Origin of the sequence: Micromonospora krabiensis (genome assembly GCF_900091425.1) — a bacterium.
GTDB lineage: Bacteria > Actinomycetota > Actinomycetes > Mycobacteriales > Micromonosporaceae > Micromonospora > Micromonospora krabiensis.
In genome coordinates this window covers 3,710,242-3,725,364 of sequence record NZ_LT598496.1, presented here as the reverse complement: position 1 = coordinate 3,725,364, position 15,123 = coordinate 3,710,242, and the positions used below count along the sequence as shown (strand labels likewise).

Genomic DNA, 15,123 nt, shown 5'->3' with positions numbered 1-15,123 from the left:
CTGCATGATCGACCGGATGTGCGCGCGATGCTGCCCCGGTGAAAGGGGTGATTCGGGCGTCGCGGGGGGCACACGCTGCAAGATCGCGGGGGTGAGGCGGGCGGGGCGAGGCGGGGTGGGTTAGGGGAGGGTTTTGGTGGTTTTTTCGGATTCTTGGCGGTTCGCTAGGCGGGACTCGTCGAGGTTGCCGCAGAGGACGACGGTGGCGTTGGCGGTCATAGGGGCGAGCAGCCAGTCCACCGGGTCGGCGTAGCGGGCCGCGTCGACCAGCACCCGGTCGCCCGCGGTGAGGCCGAACTCCCCCGCCCGGGCCCGAGCCCGCGTCAGCAGCTCCCGTTCGGTCGGCCCGCCGGTCGGGACCGGCGTGAAGTGGTCACCGTGGGTGCGTACCTCCACGACGTAGTCCACGAAGCCCGGCGGCACCTCGCGCAGCGGCATGGCGAACGGGGCCAGCGCGAGCGCGTACCGCTCGTTCGCCGGCCACGCGGGCGCCTCGCCCACCCGGTCGGCGGCGGCGAAGAGCACCTCGACCGGGCCGGGGGCATCGGCCACGGTGAGGCCGGCCGACCAGCAGCCCAGCAGCACCGCGGCGGTCTGCCAGTGCGGGGGCAGGAGCACCCCGGCGCTGTCGTCGGGCCCCACGGCCAGCTCGTCGACCAGCAGGTTGGCGGTCTTCGCCACCCAGTTCGCGAGGGTCGTGCCGGACAGTTCGGTGCGTTCGCCGGTGGCGTCGTCGTACCAGGTGAGCAGCGGTCGGGTCGGGTCGGTCGCCACCGCGTCGGCGAACACCCGGGCAATGTTCTCGGCCATCGGCGCGAACGATACGCCCCCGTGGCACGTACACGATGACGATGACAAGTCGGCGTACGGTCGGGTCGCAGTCAACGTCCGGGGGCGGCTCCGGCGTAGGCTTACCCCCCGACGTGTTGTTCCCCACAGATCCACCAGCTTCAAGGAGTCGCCCCGTGACCGCCGGTCGCCCGCCCCGCGTGCTCATCGACGCCACGAGTGTCCCCGCCGACCGTGGCGGCGTCGGTAGATACGTCGACGGCCTGCTCGGCGCCCTCGGCAAGGTGTGCGGCACAGCCGTCGAACTGGCGGTGGTGAGCCTGCGGACGGACCTGGAGCGTTACACCCGGATGCTGCCCGGGGCCGAGATCATCCCCGCGCCCGCCGCCGTCGCGCACCGGCCGGCCCGGCTCGCCTGGGAGCAGACCGGGTTGCCGCTGCTGGCCCAGCAGGTGGGCGCCGAGGTGCTGCACTCACCCTTCTACACCTGTCCGCTGCGGGCGGGTTGTCCGGTCACGGTGACGGTGCACGACGCGACCTTCTTCACCGAGCCGGAGCACTACGACAAGTCCCGCCGCACCTTCTTCCGCAGCGCCATCAAGACCTCGCTGCGCCGCGCCGACCGGGTGATCGTGCCGAGCAAGGCCACCCGCGACGAGCTGATCCGGCTGCTGGACGCCGACCCGACCCGGATCGACGTGGCCTACCACGGTGTCGACCACGCGGCCTTCCACGCGCCGACCGAGGAGGAGAAGGCCCGGGTGCGGGCACGGCTCGGGCTGGGCAGCAGCAGCTATATCGCGTTCCTGGGCGCCAAGGAGCCGCGCAAGAACGTACCCAACCTGATCCGCGGCTGGGCGCGGGCCGTGGCCGACCGGCCCAACCCGCCCGCGCTGGTCGTGGCCGGTGGCCAGGGGCACGACGACGACATCGACCGCGCGGTCGCCGAGGTGCCCTCGCACCTGCGCCTGCTGCGCCCGGGCTATCTCCGCTACGCGGACCTGCCCGGTTTCCTCGGCGGCGCACTGGTCGCGGCCTACCCGTCCTACGGGGAGGGTTTCGGCCTGCCGATCCTGGAGGCGATGGCGTGCGCCGCGCCGGTGCTCACCACCCCGCGGCTGTCGCTGCCCGAGGTCGGCGGTGACGCGGTGGCGTACACGAGTGAGAACCCGGACCAGATCGCGACGGACCTGACCGTCCTGCTGGACGACGAGCCGCGCCGGTTGGCCCTGGCCAAGGCCGGTTTCGACCGGGCGAAGGAGTTCACCTGGGAGTCCAGCGCCGAGGTCCACATCGCGGCGTGGAGCCGGGCGCGCGCCTGATGCCCCGGATGGCCCCGCTATCCGCCCATCCGGCCGTGCGCCGGTCGGGCATGATGTGCTGATGCTCTACGCGGTCATCCCGGCCGGCGGCAGCGGCACACGACTGTGGCCGTTGTCCCGGGCCGGGCACCCCAAGTTCCTGCACCCGCTCACCGGGTCCTCCGCCTCCCTGCTCCAGGCCACGGTGGAGCGGCTGGCGCCGCTGACCACACCGGAGCGGACGCTGGTGGTCACCGGGGCCGCGCACGTGGCGGCGGTGGCGCGCCAGCTCACCGGCCTGCCCGAGCAGAACATCCTGGTGGAGCCGTCGCCGCGCGACTCCTGCGCCGCGATCGCGCTGGCCGCCGCGGTGATCGCGCTGCGGGACCCGGACGCGGTGATGGGTTCGTTCGCCGCCGACCACCTCATCGGTGACCCGCTGCGCTGGGCGGAGACGGTGCGCGAGGCGATGCGGGGCGCCGAGCGTGGGCTGCTCATGACGGTGGGCATCACCCCCACCCGAGCGGAGACCGGCTACGGCTACCTGGAGTGCGGTGAACTGCTCGGCGACGGCCAGCTGCGCATGGTCGCCGAGTTCAAGGAGAAGCCGGCGGCCGCCGTGGCCGAGGCGTACGTTCGCTCCGGCCGGCACCTCTGGAACGCCAGCATGTTCGTGTGGCGGGTGGACGTCTTCCTTGCCGAGCTGGCGCGTCAGCAGCCGGCCCTGCACGCCGGCGTCACCGCGATCGCGTCCGCCTGGGGGACCGCGGAGCAGGACGACGTCCTCGGCGCGGTCTGGCCGACCCTGCCGAAGATCTCCGTGGACTACGCGGTGATGGAGGGCGCGGCGACGGCCGGTCGGGTGGCCACCGTGCCCGGCGACTTCGGCTGGAACGACGTCGGTGACTTCCACACCCTCGGTGACGTGCTGCCGGCCGACCCGGCCGGCAACGTGGTCCTCGGCGGGGCGAAGCCGGGTGTGCTGCTGCGGGACAGCAGCGGCCTGGTGGTGGTGCCGCACTCGGGGCGGCTGGTGGCGGCCATCGGGCTGCACGACCTCATCGTGGTGGACACACCGGACGCGGTGCTGGTCTGCCCCCGCGACCGGGCCCAGGACGTGAAGGCCGTGGTCGACGAGCTCAAGGAGCGGGGCGAAGAGGACTACGTCTGAGGGCCGCGCGGGCCGGCGCGACGAGTCGTGCCGTCCCGCCCGCCAGCGGCTCGGGCAGGTGGTCCGGCGGGAACCAGCCGAGCGCGGCCGACTCGTCGCTGACCCGCTCCACCGCCTCGGCGGGTGCCCGGACGGCGAACCGGACGTCGTGGTGCGCGGACGGGCCCTGACAACTGACCGGGTGGATGTCCACGTCGATCGGCACCGGGTCGATCACCAGGCCGGGGATGCCGGACTCCTCGGTCGCCTCGCGCAGGGCGGCGTCGGCGAGCGTGCGGTCGCCGGGCTCGCAGTGCCCACCGAGCTGCACCCAGCGCCGCAGCTTGCCGTGCAGGCAGAGCAGCACCCGGCTGCCGGTGGCGTCGAACACCAGCACGCTGGCGGTGACGTGCCCGGGTCGGTGGGCGCGGCTCATCGCCACCGGCCCGGCGTCGAGGAGCGCGAGGGTGCGGTCCCGGGCGACGGCGGCGGTGCCGCTGGTCGGCGTCCAACCGTCGAGCAGGGCGATCGCGTCGGCGTGCAGGTCCGCGTACGTGCCGGCCGGTGCGGTCGCGGTCGAGGCGTCGGGCATGGCGACACTCTACGAGCCGGCCCCGCCTACGCTGGCCTGGTGACCCTGCGACTCGTGGAGTTCGTCGTCGGCGGCAACGAGGCGAGCGACCTGCTGCCCGTACGCTCCGCGGCGCTGCTGCGGGCCCACGGCGCCCGCCGTGGCTTCTGGACGGTGCTGGACGAGGGGCCGGTCGAGCGCTGCCTCGCCCTGCTGCTGGAGCGCGAGGACGGCGTCTGGATGTCCCACCTCGTCGCCGCCGACGCCGGCGCGGAGAACGGCCGCACCGAGGACGGTGAGGCGCTCGCCCACCACGACGGCTGGGTGTACGTCTTCGGCTCGCACTTCGGCTCCAAGTCCGGGCCGCTGCGGCCGCGACGGGCATTCGTCGCCCGGTTCCGGGAGGACGACGCCGCAACGGGCCCGGTCCCGCTGCGGGTGGTGCGGAACCGGTTCCGCGTGCACCGGGCGGTCAACGACGCGCTCGCCGGCGCGGCGCTCACCCCGCTGCCACCGGGTGAGCGGGTGCGTGCCCGTTTCATCGTGGAGACGTTGGCCCGGGGCACCGCCCGGGCGAAGAGCTGGGTGAGCCGGCTGGCCCCGGACGACCTGCCGCTGAACGTGGAGGCGGCGGCGTTCACCCCGTCCGGGACGGTGCTGCTCGGGCTGCGCTTCCCGGTCACCACGGACGGCGAGCCGATCCTGGTGGAGCTGGCCGGTGTCCCGGCCATGTTCGAGGGAACGCCCGTGTGGCCGAGGGCGCTGCGGGCGTACGCCCTGACCGGGGTGACGCCGCCCGGCGCGCTGACCGGATTCCGGGCGATCGCGCCGGCCGACGACGGCGGCTACGTGGCGGTGATCGGCTCGATCGACGCGCTGGGCAAGGGGTCGGTGCTGCTCGACGACCACCCCAAGGGCGGTGATGTGACGTCCCGGCACGTCCGCTTCCGGCTGCCCACCGACCCGGCGGCGCAGGGGCACCTGCTACCCGGGGAGTTGGTGGCCGACCTCGCGCCGTTCCATCACGTGGAGGGCCTGGCCGAGCTGCACGGACAGTGCTTCTACGTCACGGACGAGGATCACCGGGTGGCGCTCTGGGTGGCGTGAGCGGGTCTCGGCCCGGCGCAGCGCCAACGGTCGGCCCGGCGGTGCGGCCGGGCGGCACCCCTGCGGTGCAAGGGCCGCAGACCCTCGTGGTGCCGCCCGGTCGCCGGCCCTCCCCGGCCCCGGTGCCCGGTGTCGGTGCGCGTCGAACGCGCCCGACACCATTCACGGGCAGTGGAAGCATGCCCAACCGGGCCCGGGGGCGTCGAGGTTTTTCAGCCCACGCTTAAAGATGGAGATAACTGCCGGGCCGGTAGAGTGCGAAAGGTCGCCCGGTAACCCTCGCCGGGCGAGCGGGAGCGCACCATGCTGAAGATCTACTTTTCTGGGGAGGACATCCTCCGGACCAGGGTCGCGCCGGCCGCCGACCCGGTCTGGGAGCTGGTCCTGAGCCTGCACCTGTTGCAGGGCCGGAGCCGGGATCCGCTCATGGCGACCTGGCGCCGGACGGTGGCCCGTGGGCTGCGCCACGACGGCAACGCGGACCAGCTGCGCCTCCTCTTCGCGCTGAACCCGCCACGCGGCTACTTCCCCGACTTCCTCACCCCGTACGAGAGTGTCGGCGGCTTCGAGGCCGGCCTGGACGCCGTCCGCAGCACGCCCACCCCGCTGCTGCACCGGGACCTGACCGTGCTCGCCGGCGAGAATCCGCTGCCCTCGTCGGCGTCGGCGCTGGCCCGGGGCGAGCCGGATGTGCTGCGGATGCTGACCGACTCGATGGAGCAGTACCGGTCGCTGGCGATCAGCCCGTACTGGACGCGGATCCAGGCGGCCGTCGAGGCGGACCGGAGCCGCCGGGCCCGCGCCCTGCTCGACGGGGGCGTGGAGGGGCTGCTCAACAGCCTGCGGCCGGCGATGCGCTGGGAGGCCGGCCTGCTGGAGGTCCGCGACTACCCGCACAGTCGTGAGCTGCACCTCGACGGCCGAGGGCTGCTGCTGGTGCCGTCGTTCTTCTGCGCGCGTACGCCGGTGGCACTGCTCGACCCGGCGTTGCCGCCGGTCCTGGTCTACCCGGTGGACCGGCTGGGTGGGTTGGCGCCCGCCGGGGGTGACGGTGGTGGGGCGGCCGGGGCGACGCCGGGCCACGAGGCGCTGGCGGCGCTGCTGGGTCGTACGCGGGCGGCTGTGCTGGAGGTCAGCGACGACGGCTGCACCACCGGCGAGATGGCCCGGCGGCTGAACATCTCGGCGGCGGCGGCGAGCCAGCACGCGACGGTGCTGCGCAACGCGGGGCTGCTGGTCAGCCACCGCGACCGCAACACCGTCCTGCACACCCTGACCCCACTGGGCCGAGCCGTGCTCAAAGCCTGACCCCGTGGGGCGTCAGAGGGCCAGGGCGGCGCTCGCCGTGCTGCCGGCGGGCGGGGGCAGCAGGAGGGACGGGACGCCCTCCACCGCCAGGGCGACGCGCAACCGGTGCACGTCGGCGCCGAAGCGGACCAGGTCGGTCGTGTCCACCGGCGTCGGCGGCGAGCCGAGGACCAGGGTGGTGGCCCGGTCCGGCCAGCCGGGCACCGCGGCGACCAGACCGGCGCGTACGTCGTCGTCGTCGGCCACCAGGGTGAACACCGTGCCCGGCGCGACCACGCCGGCCACCGCGTCGATCGCCCGCCGCACCGCGGCCGGGTCGGCGGGCGTGTCGCCGGGGCCGTCCGGCAGGGTCATGGCGGCGACGAGACCGGCGGTCCGTGCCTCGGCCGTGCCGAGGGAGAACAGGTCCTGCGCGGCGTCGCGAACCAGCACGGCGGCGCCGGCCTCGTCCTCGTCGGGCCGGGCGGCGGTCAGGTAGCCGCGCACCACGGCCACCGGCACCTGGTCGATCTTGCCCTTGATCAGCTCACCGGCGGCGGCCAGCTCGTCGACCACCGCCATCTGGGTCAGCTGGAGCTCGTTGCCGTACGGGTCGACCTCGCCCCGGTGGTCGCGGAGGGCAGACATGCCGGCCACGCCGAGCGCCACGTCGGTGAGCCCGTTACGCCAGGGCCGACCCATGGTGTCGCTGATGACGACCGCGACGTCGAGGTCGTAGCGCGCGCGCAGCGCCGCGCGCAGCGCCCGGGCGGAGGCGTCCGGATCCTTCGGCAGCAGCACCAGCCGCGTCTTGTCGACGTTCGACGCGTCGATGCCCGCCGAGGCCATCACGAAGCCGTGGTGGGTCTGCACGATCCGCGTCGCGCCCCGGGTGGCGACCACCCGGGCGGTCTCCGCCGCCAGCACCTCGTCCCGGGCGGTCTGCCGCTCCGGCCCGTCCGCCGGCACGTCAACGAGCTGCCCCTCCGACTTCGAGACGATCTTGCTGGTGACCACCAGCACGTCCCCGTCACGGAGCCAGGGCGCCGCGGTGGCGATCACCGCCGCCAGGTCGTCTCCCTCGGACACGTGGCCGATGCCCAGCACCGGCAGGATCTCCAGCCTCACCGCAACTCCACCGCGGCGCGGGCCATCGCCGCCGTCGCCGCCTCGTCGGTCATCCGCAGCGGGACCGCGCGGACCGTCACCTCGGGCACCAGGGTGCCCTCGTCCTCCTCGGCGACGAGCCAGCCGTCCAGCAGGCCACCCGCCGACCGGGCACCGTAGAGCCCACCCACCCCGGCGGCGCTGCACTCGACGCCCAGCACCGCCAGGCAGCGGTCGGCCATCCCACGCACCGGGGCGCCGCCGATGATCGGCGACACGCCCACCACCGGGGCCGGACCGTCGGTCACCGCCTCGCGGAGGCCGGGCACGGCCAGGATCGGCGCGATGCTCACCACCGGGTTGCTCGGCGCCACCAGCACCACGTCGGCCGCGCTGATCGCGTCCAGCACACCGGGCGCGGGCTTGGTGGTCTCCGCGCCGACGAAGACGAACCGGTGCGTCGGGACGTCCGCGCGGTACCGCACCCACCACTCCTGGAAGTGGATCGCCCGCTGGCCGCCGTCGAGGTCCACCACCGCGTGCGTCTCCAGGCGCTCGTCCGTCGCCGGCAGCACGCGTACGCCGGGCTGCCAGCGGGTCGCCAGCGCCTCGGTCACCGCGGAGAGCGGGTAGCCGCCGTTGAGCATGGTCGTGCGCACCAGGTGGGTGGCGATGTCCTTGTCGCCCAGCCCGAACCAGGACGGCTCCGCCCCGTACGCGGCCAGCTCCGACTTGACCGTCCAGCTCTCCCCGACGCGCCCCCAGCCGCGCTCCGGGTCGGCGCCCCCGCCCAGGGTGTACATGACGCTGTCCAGGTCCGGGCAGATCTTCAGGCCGTGCAGCCACAGGTCGTCGCCGACATTGACGACGGCGGTCACCTCGGCGCCCACCTGTCGGGCGTACGCCCGCACCCCGACCAGGAACCGGGCGCCTCCGATGCCGCCCGCGAGAACCACGATGCGCATACCGACCATCCTCGCGCACGCGACGCCTGCGGTCCGCCACTGGCCGGGGAGACTAGGCTCACGTCGGCAACTGTCCGCTTTCGCCCCAGGGAGAGCACGTGACCAGCCCCGCCGAGCCCGCGTCCACGGACGCGTCGCAGGCCCGCCAGCTGACCAAGCCGCTACGCGAACTGGCCGCGCTCGTGCTGCTCGGCGCGAACGCCGTGCTGCTCTTCGTCGGCCTCCTCCGCCTGCTGACCCCGACCGACTACGGTTCCTTCACCGGGCGGGCGGGTGACGCGTACTTCGCATTCGTCGGTCTCGAGGCGGTGGCGCTGCCGGTGCTGGCCGTGCTGCTCGCCACGCACCTCCAACCGGTGGTGCCGAAGGCGAAACTGATCACCCAGGTGGCGCTCGCCGAGTACGCCGCCAGCGCCCTCTTCGGGGCCCTCACGTTCCTGATCTGGACGGTCGGCCGGCTCGCCGAGGGTGAGCTGCTCGAGGTCCTGCTCGGCCTGCTCACCCGGCTGGCGTGGCTCGCGATCTTCGCCGTCGCCGCGTACGTGGTCTTCACGATCTGGCGGGCCTGGTACTACGTGCCGAAGCCCAAGCCCCAGCCCGGCGTGTACGGGTCGCCGCAGCCCGGCTGGCCGCAGCAGCCCGGGGGCTGGCCCGGCGCCGGCCAGCCCGGGGGTCACCCCGTTCCCGGCCAGCCCGCTCCGGGGCAGCCCCACGGGTATCCGGCCCCCAACCAGCCCGGTGGTTGGGCGGCGCCGAGCCAGCCCGGCGGCTATCCGGTGACGCCGCACGCCGGTCAGCCCGGGGCGTACGGCCAGCCGGCCCCGCCGTTCGGCGCGCCCCCGCAGTCGGCGCCGCCGTTCAACCCCACGCCGCAGTCGGCCCCGCCGGCCAATCCCGTCCCGCCCGCCGCGCCGCCGTTCGGGCAGCCTCCGTCGGCCGACCCGACCCAGGCCATCCCGCGCCAGCCGGCTGAGCCCACCCAGGCCATTCCGCGCCCCACGGACGGCGAGAGCGACCGCACCCAGCGCATCAACCCGGGCGACGACCCGGACACCCCACGCTGACCCCGCGCCCACTGTCACGCGAAGAGTGGCCGCCCCACGCCGGGAGGCCACTCTTCGCGTGAGCGGGGTCGCTCGACGCGGGGGCGGCGCGTGCCGCTCCGATCACCGCCTAGTCTGAGCGGATGGTTGATCGCACCGACTCCGGCCCGACCGAGGCGAGTGTCCGCCGGGCGTTGCGCCGGGCCGCGACAGGTCGGGCGCTGGACGTTGACGAGGCGACCGCGCTGCTCGGCGCCCGCGGCAAGAGCCTGGACGAGCTGCTCGCCGTCGCCGGCGGGATCCGTGACGCCGGGCTGCGCGAGGCCGGGCGGCCGGGCGTGGTCACGTACTCCAAGAAGGTCTTCATCCCGCTGACCCGGCTGTGCCGGGACCGGTGCCACTACTGCACCTTCGCCACCGTGCCGCACCGGCTGCCGGCCGCCTACCTGGAGAAGGACGAGGTCCTGGCGATCGCCCGGGAGGGCGCGGCGCAGGGCTGCAAGGAGGCGCTGTTCACCCTCGGTGACCGGCCGGAGGAGCGCTGGCCGGCGGCCCGGCGGTGGCTGGACGAGCGGGGCTACGACTCCACCCTGGACTACCTGCGGGCCTGCGCGGTGGCGGTGCTGGAGGAGACGGGGCTGCTGCCGCACCTCAACCCGGGCGTGCTGTCCTGGTCGGAGCTGCAGCGGCTGAAGCCGGTGGCGCCGAGCATGGGGATGATGTTGGAGACCACGGCGACGCGGCTGTGGTCCGAGCCGGGTGGCCCGCACTTCGGTTCGCCGGACAAGGAGCCGGCGGTACGGCTGCGCGTGCTCGACGACGCGGGCCGCGTCGGCGTCCCGTTCACCACCGGCATCCTGATCGGCATCGGCGAGACCCACGCGGAGCGGGTCGACGCGATCTTCGCGATGCGGCGCGCGCAGCGGGAGTACGGCCACCTCCAGGAGGTGATCGTGCAGAACTTCCGCGCCAAGCCGGACACGGCGATGCGCGGCATGCCGGACGCGGAGCTGCACGACCTGGCCGCCACGGTGGCGGTGGCCCGGGTGCTGCTCGGCCCGCGGGCGCGCATCCAGGCCCCGCCGAACCTCATCGAGGGCGAGTACGACCTGCTGCTGCGCGCCGGCATCGACGACTGGGGCGGGGTGTCGCCGCTGACCCCGGACCACGTGAACCCGGAGCGCCCCTGGCCGCACCTGGACGACCTGGCCCGGCGTACGGCGGAGGCCGGTTTCACGCTGCGGGAGCGGCTGACCGTCTACCCGGAGTACGTCCGGGCCGGCGACCCGTGGCTCGACCCGCGCGTGCTCGCGCACGTCACCGCGCTGGCCGACCCGGAGACGGGCCTGGCAATCGAGGACGCCCGCCCGGTCGGCCGTCCGTGGCAGGAGCCGGACGAGGTGTTCGGTGGGCGCACCGACCTGCACGTCACCATCGACACCGCCGGCCGGACGACGGACCGCCGGGGCGACTTCGACAGCGTCTACGGCGACTGGGCGGAGGTGGCCACGAAGGTGACCGCCGCGCCGGCCGGAGCCGGCGACCACGACCTGCGGGCCGCGCTGCGGCTGGCCGCCGACGACCCGGCCGCCCTGCTGGAGCCCCGGCACACCGACGCCGCGCTGGCCCTGTTCGGCGCGGACGGGCCGGCGCTGGACGAGCTCTGCCGGATCGCCGACGACGTGCGGCGCGCGACCGTCGGCGACGACGTCACGTACGTGGTCAACCGCAACATCAACTTCAGCAACGTCTGCTACGTGGGCTGCCGGTTCTGCGCCTTCGCCCAGCGGGAGCGGGACGCGGACGCGTACCGGCTCTCGGTGGACCAGGTGGCCGACCGGGCCGAGGAGGCGTGGGCGGCGGGTGCGACCGAGGTGTGCCTGCAGGGCGGCATCGACCCGAAGATGCCGGTCACCGGTTACGCCGACATCGTCCGGGCGATCAAGGGCCGGGTGCCGGGGATGCACGTGCACGCGTTCTCGCCGATGGAGATCGTGACCGCGGCGGCGAAGGCCGGCGTGCCGGTGCGGGAGTGGCTGACGCAGCTGCGCGAGGCCGGCCTGGACACCATCCCGGGGACCGCCGCCGAGATCCTCGACGACGAGGTCCGCTGGGTGCTGACCAAGGGCAAGCTGCCGGCCGCCGCCTGGGTCGACGTGGTCAGCACGGCCCACGAGCTGGGCATCCGGTCCAGCTCCACGATGATGTACGGCCACGTCGACCACCCCGGGCAGTGGCTGGCCCACTTCCGCGTCCTGGCCGGCGTGCAGGACCGTACCGGGGGCTTCACCGAGTTCGTGGCGCTGCCGTTCGTGCACACCAACGCCCCGATCTACCTGGCCGGCATCGCCCGGCCGGGGCCGACGTGGCGGGAGAACCGGGTGGTGCACGCCATGGCCCGGCTGCTGCTGCACGGGCGGATCGACAACATCCAGTGCTCGTGGGTGAAGCTGGGTGACGCCGGCACGGTGGCGATGCTCCAGGGCGGCTGCAACGACCTGGGCGGCACGCTGATGGAGGAGACGATCTCCCGGATGGCCGGTTCCGCGAACGGGTCGGCGCGCACGGAGGAGCAGTTGCGGGCGATCGCGGAGGCGGCCGGGCGACCGGCGCGTCGGCGCACCACCGCGTACGGTCACATCCACGGCTGAGATCGAACCTTTCCGCTCCGGCGGCCGTACCCCCGGTCGCCGGTGGCGGTGACGGCGAGGACCGTCGCCGGCGCTCCCAGGCGGGGCCGGCGGCGGCCGTCAGGCGGTGCGTCGCCGGCTCCCGTCCGTCATCGCGGGCGTGCCCGCGCCGCCGGAAAGGTTGCCCATGACCAGTGAAGAGCGGAAGCGGCCCTGGCCGCGCCTGACCCGCCGGCAGACGTTGACGGCGGCGGCGAGCGCCACGCTCGGTGCCGCCGCGCTCACCGTGCCCGGGTTGTCGGCCGCACAGAATGCCCCGACCGCCGACGGGGACACGGACGGTCCGATCGTCGTGCACCTGCGGGACGCCGCCTCCGGCACCCTGGACGTCTTCGTCGGCACGTCCCGCATCGAGGTGCGCGACCGTGCCCTCGCGGACCGGTTGAAGCGCGCCGCCCGCCGCTGAGCCGCCCCGGCACCCTCTCCCGGCCGGCGCCGTCCCGGCCGGTCAGCTCCCGGCTCGGCGCGGCCTGACGCCCGCCGGTCCGGCCCTCGACCCGTCCCCCCCCGCCCAGTGAGGTTGGTCCGTCATGTCTTCCCACCGTGAGGCACCGGAGATAGCCAAGGATCCGGTCGCCGACTCCGCCGACCTGTACGCGTTCGTCAGCCCCGACCGGCCCGACACGGTCACGCTGATCGCCAACTACGTGCCGTTGCAGCTGCCGTCGGGCGGCCCGAACTTCTTCGAGTTCGGCGACGACGTGCGGTACGAGATCCATATCGACAACGACGGCGACGCCCGCCCCGATGTCACCTACCGGTTCGAATTCACGACCGAGATCACCAATCCGAACAGCTTTCTCTACAACACCGGGCCGATCGACTCGCTGGACAGCCGGAACTGGAATCGCCGGCAGTTCTACAGCCTGACCCGGGTGGTCGACGGCCGGGAGCACCGGCTGGCGCACAAGCTGCCCTGCCCACCGTGCAACGTGGGCCCGCTGTCCACGCCGACGTACGCCGATCTGGTGCGCCAGGCGACGTTCAGCCTCTCGACGGGTGAGCGGGTGTTCGCCGGGCAGCGCGCGGACGGCTTCTTCGTGGACCTGGGCGCGGTCTTCGACCTGGGTACGCTGCGGCCGTTCCAGCAGTTGCACGTGGCCGGGAAGAAGGTCTTCGCGGCCGAGGGGGAGCCGGTCAACGCCACCGACCGGATGAACGTGCACACCATCGCGCTCCAGGTGCCGCTGAACCTGGTCCGTCGGCGCGCCAACCGGTACGGCGTGGCCGACCGGGCGTCGGTGATCGGCGTGTGGACGTCCGCCTCGCGTCGGCAGGTGCGGGTGCGGGGCGGCGAGCCGGGCGCGGACGTGGCCACCGGCCCCTTCGCGCAGGTGTCCCGGCTCGGTAACCCGTTGTTCAACGAGGTCATCGTGCCGATGTCCAGGAAGGACCTGTGGAACTCGCTGCCGCCGTCGGAGGACAAGCGGTTCGCCCGGTTCGTCGAGCAGCCGGAGCTGGCCGCCCTGCTGCCGGCCCTCTACCCGGGGGTGTTCCCCAACCTGGACCGGCTCGGCAAGGCGAAGAAACCGCGCGCGGACCTGGTCGCGCTGCTGCTGACCGGTGTGCCGGAGGGGCTGGTCGACGGCTTCACCAACGCCACAGGCGACGTCCAGGCCGACATGTTGCGCCTGAACACCGCCATCCCGCCCACCCGGAAGCCGGACCGGTTCGGGGTGCTCGGCGGCGACCTGGCGGGCTTCCCGAACGGTCGCCGGGTCGGTGACGACGTGGTGACCATCGCGCTGCGCGCGATCGCCGGGCTTACCGTGCCGCTGGTGGACCCCACGTTCCGCCCGGACGCGGCGGCCGCCACGGTGACGCCGGGGTTGAGCGCCGCCGACGTCACCGCGCCGTTCCTGGCCGCCTTCCCCTACCTGGCCACACCGTACGACGGGTTCGGCAACCCGTCCGCGGCGTGAGCGGGGAGCGGGGCGTGCACCGGCACGCGTACGGGCCGACGGAGACCGGCACCGTCGTCCTCGACCTGGGCGGGCAGACCGGTGCCCTGATCATCTACACGGGAGGCGACCTGCACGGCCGAGAAATCGAGGTCAGCCCGGCCGACCCGGTCGACGCGGCGCGTACGCACGCGGCGGTGCGGGAGCGTCGGGTGCGGGACGGCACCTTCCACAGTGCCGTCTACCCGGACCTGCCCGCCGGTCGCTATACCGTCTGGTGGGACGAGCGCACGTCGGCCGGAACGGTCTCCGTCGAGGGGGGAGCGGTCGCCGAGTTCACCTGGCCGAGCGGCTTTCGTGCGGGCTCCGGCTGAGCCGCGGCCCTGTCCGCGCGCCGCGCCCTGTCCACATGATGGACGGGGCGCGGTCGCTGTTTCCCGCTCGACGGGCGGTCTCGCACGAGTCGCGTTAACCTGTGCCACCAAGATCAGCATTGCGGTCGTGACCGTCCCCCGTGGCGGGTCGCCCGGCTGCGCGACACGGGCCGGCGCAGGGGCGCCACGGGAGAAAACTGCGGCAACTCGCCGGAGAGGGCGTTACTCGGCCGGGGTCTGAATCGATAGGGCAGGTTGCGAGGGTCGGGTGGTCGGATGGCCGTCCGGGGCGTGTCGGGAGGGCGACTCCATTATCAAGTTTGGCTTGACGGCGCACGCATTACACGCGTGTAATTTGAATGGGGTTGTTCGCACGGAACGCATCAAAACGGGACCGGACGGACAAGCACGCCTTTCGCGTGGGGGGTTGCAGCGGCGATGACGCCGGTGCGCGACAAGGAGGCATTTGATGGACGGCCAGCTTGAGGTGGCCGACCTGCTCGGAAACGCGCCGGAGTGGCAGGAGCGAGCGCTGTGCTCGCAGACCGACCCCGAGGCGTTCTTTCCCGAGAAGGGCGGTTCGACCCGCGAGGCGAAGCGGATCTGCTCGCGGTGTGAGGTCAAGACGGAGTGCCTGGAATACGCTCTCGGCCACGACGAGCGGTTCGGGATCTGGGGCGGGCTCTCCGAGCGGGAACGGCGGAAGCTGAAGCGGCGGGCCGCCTGACCGACGGTCGGGCCCGGGCGGTGGGGGCCGCCCGGATTCAGACCGCTCGCCGGCGTCGAGCCGGCACGACGGCGCTCAGCGGCCCGGTGGGGGCCGGGCCGCTCACGCCAG

The 15,123-nt window shown here is 73.8% G+C and carries 14 protein-coding genes; 10 read left to right on the top strand and 4 right to left on the bottom strand.

Annotated elements, in window-relative coordinates:
* Nucleotides 1–120: 120 nt before the first annotated feature.
* Complete coding sequence (locus GA0070620_RS16845; RefSeq protein ID WP_091592029.1) at nt 121–810, bottom strand: TIGR03089 family protein; 690 nt, start codon at nt 808–810, stop codon at nt 121–123.
* 155 nt (nt 811–965) lie between these two features.
* Between GA0070620_RS16845 and GA0070620_RS16840 the strand changes: the two genes are divergently transcribed.
* Both GA0070620_RS16840 and GA0070620_RS16835 read left to right on the top strand, forming a co-directional pair.
* Nucleotides 966–2,111 carry a glycosyltransferase family 4 protein gene (locus GA0070620_RS16840; RefSeq protein WP_091592027.1) on the top strand — a complete coding sequence of 382 codons (1,146 nt, stop codon included), beginning with the start codon at nt 966–968 and terminating at the stop codon, nt 2,109–2,111.
* Between the two features lie 61 nt (nt 2,112–2,172).
* Nucleotides 2,173–3,261: a mannose-1-phosphate guanylyltransferase gene (locus GA0070620_RS16835; protein ID WP_091598881.1), complete on the top strand. Its 1,089-nt coding sequence runs from the start codon at nt 2,173–2,175 to the stop codon at nt 3,259–3,261.
* Here GA0070620_RS16835 and GA0070620_RS16830 read toward each other — a convergent pair.
* The gene (locus tag GA0070620_RS16830) at nt 3,230–3,832 is read right to left on the bottom strand and encodes an NUDIX hydrolase (RefSeq protein ID WP_091592025.1); all 603 of its coding nucleotides are present in this window, start codon (nt 3,830–3,832) and stop codon (nt 3,230–3,232) included. The genes GA0070620_RS16835 and GA0070620_RS16830 overlap by 32 nt on opposite strands.
* A 39-nt stretch (nt 3,833–3,871) precedes the next feature.
* Between GA0070620_RS16830 and GA0070620_RS16825 the strand changes: the two genes are divergently transcribed.
* On the top strand, nt 3,872–4,918 hold the full coding sequence (locus GA0070620_RS16825) for a hypothetical protein (protein ID WP_091592023.1): 1,047 nt from the start codon (nt 3,872–3,874) through the stop codon (nt 4,916–4,918).
* Nucleotides 4,919–5,221: 303 nt separating this feature from the next.
* Nucleotides 5,222–6,226: an ArsR/SmtB family transcription factor gene (locus GA0070620_RS16820; RefSeq protein WP_091592021.1), complete on the top strand. Its 1,005-nt coding sequence runs from the start codon at nt 5,222–5,224 to the stop codon at nt 6,224–6,226.
* Nucleotides 6,227–6,238: 12 nt separating this feature from the next.
* Here the strand turns inward: GA0070620_RS16820 and GA0070620_RS16815 are convergent, their stop codons facing one another.
* Complete coding sequence (locus GA0070620_RS16815) at nt 6,239–7,333, bottom strand: coenzyme F420-0:L-glutamate ligase (RefSeq protein ID WP_091592019.1); 1,095 nt, start codon at nt 7,331–7,333, stop codon at nt 6,239–6,241.
* On the bottom strand, nt 7,330–8,277 hold the full coding sequence (cofD, locus tag GA0070620_RS16810) for a 2-phospho-L-lactate transferase (RefSeq protein ID WP_091592018.1): 948 nt from the start codon (nt 8,275–8,277) through the stop codon (nt 7,330–7,332). Before cofD ends, GA0070620_RS16815 begins: the two co-directional genes overlap by 4 nt.
* Nucleotides 8,278–8,375: 98 nt before the next feature.
* On the opposite strand from cofD, the gene GA0070620_RS16805 reads away from it, so the two are divergent.
* The 6 genes from GA0070620_RS16805 (at nt 8,376) to GA0070620_RS16780 (ending at nt 15,012) form a co-directional block, all read left to right on the top strand.
* Nucleotides 8,376–9,341: a hypothetical protein gene (locus GA0070620_RS16805; protein ID WP_091592016.1), complete on the top strand. Its 966-nt coding sequence runs from the start codon at nt 8,376–8,378 to the stop codon at nt 9,339–9,341.
* Between the two features lie 122 nt (nt 9,342–9,463).
* A complete protein-coding gene (locus GA0070620_RS16800; RefSeq protein ID WP_091592014.1) occupies nt 9,464–11,971 on the top strand; it encodes a bifunctional FO biosynthesis protein CofGH in 2,508 nt (835 codons plus the stop codon).
* 166 nt (nt 11,972–12,137) lie between these two features.
* Nucleotides 12,138–12,416 (top strand): hypothetical protein, encoded by a 279-nt coding sequence (locus GA0070620_RS16795; protein WP_091592012.1) that lies wholly within the window; start codon nt 12,138–12,140, stop codon nt 12,414–12,416.
* 124 nt (nt 12,417–12,540) lie between these two features.
* Complete coding sequence (locus GA0070620_RS16790) at nt 12,541–13,932, top strand: DUF4331 domain-containing protein (RefSeq protein WP_091592010.1); 1,392 nt, start codon at nt 12,541–12,543, stop codon at nt 13,930–13,932.
* A 14-nt stretch (nt 13,933–13,946) separates the two neighbouring features.
* Nucleotides 13,947–14,285 (top strand): phospholipase, encoded by a 339-nt coding sequence (locus GA0070620_RS16785; protein ID WP_091598878.1) that lies wholly within the window; start codon nt 13,947–13,949, stop codon nt 14,283–14,285.
* A gap of 469 nt (nt 14,286–14,754) precedes the next feature.
* Nucleotides 14,755–15,012, top strand: a complete 258-nt coding sequence (locus GA0070620_RS16780) for a WhiB family transcriptional regulator (protein WP_007455784.1) — start codon at nt 14,755–14,757, stop codon at nt 15,010–15,012.
* The last annotated feature ends 111 nt before the right edge of the window (nt 15,013–15,123 follow it).